The sequence below is a fragment of the Desulfovibrio sp. 1188_IL3213 genome (genome assembly GCF_036763145.1).
GTDB lineage: Bacteria > Desulfobacterota > Desulfovibrionia > Desulfovibrionales > Desulfovibrionaceae > Desulfovibrio.
This window is the reverse complement of the sequence record NZ_JBAIYR010000344.1, coordinates 1-2,467: the sequence shown is the minus strand read 5'-3', so window position 1 is coordinate 2,467 and position 2,467 is coordinate 1. Positions and strand designations below refer to the sequence as shown.

2 protein-coding genes and 1 pseudogene are annotated in these 2,467 nt (G+C 60.4%); all 3 read right to left on the bottom strand.

Annotated features, from left to right (window positions below):
• Positions 1–982, bottom strand: a pseudogene (locus V6C16_RS11220) (polyribonucleotide nucleotidyltransferase); the annotation flags it as partial.
• Between the two features lie 168 nt (positions 983–1,150).
• On the bottom strand, positions 1,151–1,420 hold the full coding sequence (rpsO, locus tag V6C16_RS11215; RefSeq protein WP_333534344.1) for a 30S ribosomal protein S15: 270 nt from the start codon (positions 1,418–1,420) through the stop codon (positions 1,151–1,153).
• 43 nt (positions 1,421–1,463) lie between these two features.
• Positions 1,464–2,345, bottom strand: coding sequence for a tRNA pseudouridine(55) synthase TruB (gene truB, locus V6C16_RS11210; protein ID WP_333543239.1), 882 nt, complete (start codon positions 2,343–2,345; stop codon positions 1,464–1,466).
• Positions 2,346–2,467 lie beyond the last annotated feature (122 nt).

Here is a 2,467-nt window from a genome sequence, read left to right as displayed (position 1 = left end):
GTCCGTCGATGCGCGTGCCTTCGTTGACGATGCGGGCGCGCACGAGCTTCTTTTCAAGGCCGCCCAGAATGTCGGACACGGCCTTGAGGGCGGCTTCGTTTTCAGCCCAGGCGGCGTCGGCCTTGAGGGCTTCCATCACTTTTTCTTTCACGGCCTTGCGGGCGTCTTTGCGGGCCATTTTTTCGGGCACGCGCAGGGCTTCTTCCATGCCGTTGGCAAGGGCCAGTTCGTGCACGCGGGCCACAAGGGCTTCATCGTCCTGATGGGGGGTGAAGTTCATCTTGGGCTTGCCGCAAAGTTCGCGCAGCCTGTGCTGGATTTCCACCAGAGGCAGAATCTGCTGGCGGCCCCATTCAAGGGCTTCGATGATGACATCTTCGGAAATAAAGCGGGCATCGCCTTCCACCATGGTGAGGGCATCGCCGGAGGCGGCAAAAACGATGTTGAGATCGCTCTGGGCCTGCTGCTCAAAGGTGGGGTTGAGCACAAACTGACCGCCCACGCGGGCAATGCGGCCACCGGCCACGGGGCCTTCAAAGGGCAGGGGCGAGAGCATGAGGGCCGCCGAAGCGCCGGTAAGGGCCAGCACATCGGATTCGTTTTCCTGATCAGCGGAGATAACGCTGGCAAGCACCTGCACGTCTTCGTTCAGGCCCTTGGGAAAGAGCGGGCGGATGGGGCGGTCGATAAGGCGCGAAACCAGGGTTTCGCGTTCGGACGGCCGGCCGATTTCGCGGCGGAAGAAGCTGCCGGGGATACGTCCGGCGGCGTACATTTTTTCAGAGTATTCGACAGTGAGGGGAAAGAAGCCCTTGTCGAATTCAAGCGGCTGGGAGCAGACGGTAACGAGCACCACGGTGCCGCCGCACTGAACCCATACTTCACCGTGGGCCTGATTTGCCATGCGGCCGCTTTCGATGATGATTTCCTTGCCGCCCACCTGGCAGGAGACGCGGGTGGGAGTGAAGATATCTTGTGACATGTGATTTCCTTTGCACAGGCGAAGGGGATTCCGGCAAAAGCGGGCAGAGCCGCACGTCCCTGCCTGATTTTCCCGGACCCCCCTTCTGGCGTTGCGCCCTCTTGGGGGCAGTTTGCATGTATATGTGGCAAGGGGGAGCCTCAGGCTCCCCCCTTGCAGCCAAAAACCCTACTTGCGCAGGCCAAGTTTTTCGATCAGGGCACGGTAGCGCTGAACGTCTGTTTTTTTCAGATAGTTGAGGATGTTGCGACGACGGCCCACGAGTTTCAGCAGGCCGGTGCGGGAGTGAAAGTCCTTCTTGTGCTCTTTGAAGTGGCCGGTGAGGTCTTCAATACGGGCGGTAAGAAGGGCCACCTGCACCTCGGGGGAGCCGGTGTCGCCCTCGTGCTTGGCGTGGGCATCAATAACGGTCTTTTTCTGAGTAGGATCCAATACCACAGCAGTTCTCCTTGGGTAAGGCAATGTTACGGGCGTTGCTGCCCTAGTTCCAAAGTCCCCGCATGACGGCCCAGCACGGCCCGGTGGACGTGATCTCGCGTTTTGCCAAGGCCAGGGCCTGACCCTGATCCATCAGGAAAGCGAGTTCGTCGCCGGGGGCGGATTCAGCCTGTGGCGTACGGCAGGGTACAGCCATGCCGTTACGTACGCGGGCGGCTTCTTCCGGCGTGAGGTCAACCCTGTGCCAGTGGGGCAGCGCATCCGCAACGGGAATGACGCAGCCCGGCAACAGGGCGGGATCAGCCGTGAAGTCCGCGGGATCGCGGGCCACATCAAGGCCGAAGGGGTGACTGTACTCCCGGGTCAGTTCCGTGAGCACGGCTCCGCATCCAAGTCGCGTCCCCAAGCTGTGGGCCAGGGAGCGTATATAGGTGCCGGAACTGCATGCGACCCGAAAGCGCACAAGCGGCAGGCTTATTTCAAGCACGTCCGCCTGTGAAATTTCCATGTTTTTGGTCTTTTGCGGGGCATTGATGCCCTTGCGGGCCAGCTTGTACAGGGGCTGGCCTTCATGTTTTGCGGCGGAATAGGACGGAACGGGCTGTTCGGTCAATTCCAGCCATGCCGCAACCTCCCGGCGCACATCGTCTTCGCTGATGTGCTGCCACGGGGCCTCATTGGTCACCTGTCCCTCGATATCCCAGGTGTCGGTGGTTTGCCCAAGGCGCAGCACACCGTTGTAAACCTTGCCGCCTTCGGCCATGAGGTGGCCGGAAAGCTTGGTGGCCTGCCCGAGCAGCACCAGCAGCACGCCCGAGGCCAGAGGGTCCAGCGTGCCGGCATGGCCGATCTTTTTTTGCCCCAGACGCGCAACAAATGTCCCAATTGCGGGGGAGTCCGATGTATCGGGGCCTGCCAGGTTGATGGATCGCGGACGGAAAAAACAGTTCCGACTGGAAAGCAACCAGCAGAGATAGGAAATATGCACGACGAAAAGCAAGTTCGTGGAAATGCCGCGAATGAAAGGCGTTGAGGCAAGCTTTTACA